At 60.1% G+C, this 4,111-nt stretch carries 2 protein-coding genes; one reads left to right on the top strand and one right to left on the bottom strand.

What is annotated here, in order from left to right:
• Positions 1 to 208: 208 nt before the first annotated feature.
• Positions 209 to 1,054: an SPFH domain-containing protein gene (locus IAE77_RS00260; protein WP_294219648.1), complete on the bottom strand. Its 846-nt coding sequence runs from the start codon at positions 1,052 to 1,054 to the stop codon at positions 209 to 211.
• A gap of 204 nt (positions 1,055 to 1,258) precedes the next feature.
• Between IAE77_RS00260 and acnA the strand changes: the two genes are divergently transcribed.
• Positions 1,259 to 3,943, top strand: coding sequence for an aconitate hydratase AcnA (gene acnA, locus IAE77_RS00255; protein ID WP_294219647.1), 2,685 nt, complete (start codon positions 1,259 to 1,261; stop codon positions 3,941 to 3,943).
• The last annotated feature ends 168 nt before the right edge of the window (positions 3,944 to 4,111 follow it).

Here is a 4,111-nt window from a genome sequence, read left to right as displayed (position 1 = left end):
ACACACAGCGCATCACACACAGCGCATCACACACAGCGCATCACACACAGCGCATCACACACAGCGCATGTATAGAGGAGCGTCACATCACTTGAAGCTCCGTCTTCGATCTGTGATGCGCCACATGCGCACAGCCACACGAACCTGCCGAGGGTTGCGATGCTCGCACGCGAGGCTGCATCGATGGAACCCTGTTGATGTCTTGTCCTCAAGGCTTCATCGGCCCAGTGGCCATCACTGGCTGAATGTGATGCTCGGATACAAGCGTCACCAACAAGTTGTTGACCATTGTGGACTTGGCGGCGGGATCGAGCTCCACAATGCCGTCCGTCTCCAGCTTTCTCAATGCCATCTCGACCATGCTGATGGCACCATCGACGATCATTTGACGCGCTGAGATCACGGCCTGCGCTTGCTGCCGCCGCAACATCGCCTGTGCGATTTCAGGGCTGTAGGCAAGATGGCTGAGCTGTGCCTCAATGATCTTCACGCCAGCGACGTCGCAGCGGGCCTGCAATTCAGTCCTGAGCTCTTGTGCCACTTCCTCCGGATGGCTCCTCAACGAGACTTCACCCTGAACATGTGGCTCGTAGGGGAAGTGATTGGCGAGGTGGCGCAGGGCGGTCTCGCATTGGAGATGCACAAAGGCCGTACAACTCTCAACTTCAAACGCCGCCTTCGCCGAGTCCACCACACTCCAGACCACGACTGCAGCAATTTCAATTGGATTGCCATGGGCCTCATTCACCTTCAGCTGCTCACTCTGAAAGTTCGTGATCTTCAAAGAGACATGTTGCCTGCCAGCCAGAGGATTAACCCACCAGAATCCATTCTGCGTGACGCTGCCACAGTATTTCCCGAGAAACGTCAGCACCAAAGCCTGATTGGGCGGGACGATCGCACCCCCCTTCAGCAAGATCACGCCCACAACGGCCGCAGGCACTGCCAAAAGCGGCACCAAATGGGCAAACTTGAACAAGGTTACTGCAGCGACCGCCACGACAGCAAAGAGGATCGGAATACCAGACAGGGCGAAGGCAGGGCGTTCTTTCATAGCTGACGGCTTTGAAACCACGAGTACTGAAAGGGTTGTCTGCTGGGAAGTCACCCAGAATCTGACACCAATTCTCAACCTGAACCCGCAATTCGGAGGTCGCTGCGACCAGCCGGGCGTCTTTCATCGCACCAATCAGCCCCAAGGAAAAAAAAGGTGTCAAACTTGCTAGGAAGGCTATTCCTCCGCTTCTCATCCCTCGCAATGAACACCCCTCAGACCTTCACCACTGGTTCCGGCGCTCCCGGCAAGTTTTACTCCCTCCCGGCTCTTGAGGCCGCTGGCATCGGCAAAGTCTCGAAGCTGCCGGTTTCGATCCGCATCGTGCTGGAGTCGCTCTTGCGCAATCTGGACGGCAAGAAGGTCACGGAGGCGGATGTGAAGAATCTGGCGAACTGGAACGCGAAGGCGCCCGGTGAGTATGAAATCCCGTTCACCGTTGCCCGCATCGTGCTGCAGGACTTCACGGGCGTGCCGCTTCTCGTCGATCTGGCCGCGATGCGCTCGAAGGTGAAGCAGCTCGGCAAGAACCCGAAGATGGTCGAGCCGCTGGTGCCCGTCGATCTCGTGGTGGACCACTCGGTGCAGGTCGATTTCGCCGGCACGCAGCAGGCGCTGAATCAAAACCTCGCGCTCGAGTTTGAGCGCAACAAGGAGCGCTACCAGTTCTTGAAATGGGGCGAGCAGGCCTTCGATACCTTCAAAGTCGTGCCTCCCGGCATTGGCATCGTGCATCAGGTGAACCTCGAATACCTCGCGAAGGGCGTGCTGGAGAAAGACGGCGTGTATTACCCGGATTCACTCGTCGGCACGGACTCGCACACGACGATGATCAACGGCCTCGGCGTCGTCGGTTGGGGTGTGGGCGGCATCGAAGCCGAAGCAGGCATGCTCGGCCAGCCGGTGACCTTCCTCGTGCCGGAAGTGGTCGGCGTTTATCTCACCGGAGCGCTCAAAGAAGGCGTCACCGCGACCGACCTTGTGCTCGAAGTGACTCAGAAACTGCGCAAGCTCGGCGTCGTCGGCAAATTCGTCGAATTCTACGGCCCCGGCGCGGTCAGCCTGCCGGTCACGGATCGTGCGACCATCGCAAACATGGCGCCTGAGTATGGCGCGACGATGGGCTTCTTCGGCGTCGATGAAGAAACCGTCGCCTACCTCCGCGGCACCGGCCGCAGCGAGGAACTTTGCAAGACAGTCGAGGCCTACTACAAAGCGCAGGGCATGTGGGGCATCCCCACGGAGAAAGGCAGCATCGAATTCACCACCGAGATGGAGATCGACCTCAGCGGCGTCGTGCCCTGCGTGTCCGGTCCGAAGCGTCCGCAGGACCGCATCGAGGTGCCCGCTTTGAAGACGAAGTTCCGCGACCTCCTCGGCGCGGACGTGAAGGCCGGAGGTTTCGGCAAGGCGGAGTCCTTCAAGCCCGCCGAAGTCGTCGTGAACAGCAAGGCCGACACGAAAGACACCATCACCGATGGCTCCGTGCTCATCGCCGCCATCACGAGCTGCACAAACACGTCCAACCCGAGCGTCATGCTCGCCGCAGGTCTGCTCGCGAAGAAAGCGAACGCGAAGGGCCTCACCGTGAAGCCTTCCGTCAAAACCAGCCTCGGCCCAGGATCACGCGTCGTGACCGATTACCTCACCAAGACCGGCCTCCAGGTCGAGCTCGACAAGCTCGGCTTCCAGACCGTCGGCTACGGCTGCACCACCTGCATCGGCAACTCCGGCCCGCTCGACGCCGGCATTGAAGATGTCGTCAAAGGCCAGGACGTCGTCGCCGCCTCCGTGCTCTCCGGGAACCGCAACTTCGAGGCCCGCGTGCATCAGAGCATCAAGGCGAACTTCCTCATGTCGCCCCCGCTCGTCGTCGCCTACGCCATCGCCGGCACCGTCGATATTGATTTGAGCAAAGACGAGCTCGTGAAGGGCAGCGGCGTCTATTTGAAGGACATCTGGCCCACGCTCAAAGAAGTGCGCGATGCCATGGAGTCCGCGCTTTCGCCCGACGTCTTCCGCAAGCTCTACACCGACTTCGCTTCGCAAAATCCGAAGTGGAACGAGATCCAGGGCAGCATCGGCGAGGTCTTCGAGTGGGACGGCAAATCGACCTACATCCAGCATCCGCCCTTCTTCGCCGACTTCAGCATGACCCCCGGCGACATCGTGGAAATCAAAGGCGCACGCCCGCTCGGCATCTTCGGCGACAGCGTCACGACCGACCACATCAGCCCCGCTGGTGCCATCAAGAAAGCCAGCCCCGCAGGCCGATTCCTCACCGAAAACGGCGTCGCGCAGGCCGATTTCAACAGCTACGGCAGCCGCCGCGGCAATGACCTCGTCATGACCCGCGGCACCTTCGCCAACGTGCGCATCAAGAACCTCATGCTCGGCGGCAAAGAAGGCGGCGATACCTTGCTCCAGCCCGCAGGCACCGAAATGAGCATCTACGACGCTGCCGAGGCCTACAAGGCCGCTGGCACGCCCACGATCGTCATCGGCGCTGAAGACTACGGCATGGGCTCCAGCCGCGACTGGGCCGCCAAAGGCACTCGTCTGCTCGGCGTGAAGGCCGTCATCACGAAGAGCTTCGAGCGCATCCACCGCAGCAACCTCGTCGGCATGGGCGTCCTGCCCTGCAACTTCAAGAACAAGGCCGACTACGACAAGGTCAAGGACCTCGCCGATGCCACCTTCGACATCCTGGGCCTCAGCAACGACTTCAAGCCCATGAGCGAAGCCACCCTCCGCGTCCACAAGTCCGACGGCAGCACCTTCGACATCCCGCTCGTCGTCCGCATCGACACCCCCGTCGAAATCGACTACTACCGCGCCGGCGGCATCCTGCCGTATGTCCTCGCGCAGATCCTGCGTGCGAATGGGTAAGCCGTAGAACGAACTTTCAGTTCGTTCAGCAACACCCGCTTGCATAAAAAGTCTGCGGCATTGCCCAACCCTCTAAAATGTCTCTAATTAGCCTCTAATTAGGAGTCTTCGCTGTCCTGAGTGGGTATCGAAGGTAGCAGCGGCGAAAGCGGAGTGGTAGGAAGAGGG

It is taken from the genome of Prosthecobacter sp., assembly GCF_014879935.1.
Classification (GTDB): domain Bacteria; phylum Verrucomicrobiota; class Verrucomicrobiia; order Verrucomicrobiales; family Verrucomicrobiaceae; genus Prosthecobacter.
This window is presented reverse-complemented; position numbering and strand designations above follow the sequence as displayed.

What these genes read in the sequence shown, in the direction of transcription:
- IAE77_RS00260 (WP_294219648.1), bottom strand. Translation starts at nt 1,054, where the DNA reads ATGAAAGAACGCCCTGCCTTCGCCCTGTCTGGTATTCCGATCCTCTTT.
- acnA (WP_294219647.1), top strand. Translation starts at nt 1,259, where the DNA reads ATGAACACCCCTCAGACCTTCACCACTGGTTCCGGCGCTCCCGGCAAG.